Here is a 323-nt window from a genome sequence, read left to right on the forward strand (position 1 = left end):
AAAAATTATGATGCATCACGAAACGTCTGGATCAATTCGTAATTATGAAAGACATTTGGATAAAGCCTATAAATTCATGAATGATAACGGTTATACATCTGTAAAAAGTGGATATGTAGGTGATATCGTTCCTCGTGGAGATTATCATTACAGCCAAAATACGATTAATCATTATCAATATGCAATCGAAAAAGCGGCTGAATATAAAATTATGGTTAATGCTCACGAAGCGGTTCGTCCTACAGGAGTTGCGCGTACATGGCCAAATTTAATCGGTAATGAATCTGCGCGTGGAACAGAATACCAAGCTTTTGGAGGTTCTA

General features: G+C 36.5%; 1 protein-coding gene. It reads left to right on the plus strand.

All coding sequences use genetic code 11. From position 1 onward, the window contains the following. Positions 1-55: 55 nt before the first annotated feature. Positions 56-323, plus strand: a 268-nt coding sequence (locus tag QWI17_RS06805) for a glycoside hydrolase family 97 catalytic domain-containing protein (protein ID WP_302721769.1), incomplete at its 3' end; no start/stop codon positions are given.

Source organism: Gilvimarinus gilvus, from assembly GCF_030518155.1.
GTDB classification, from domain to species: domain Bacteria; phylum Pseudomonadota; class Gammaproteobacteria; order Pseudomonadales; family Cellvibrionaceae; genus Gilvimarinus; species Gilvimarinus gilvus.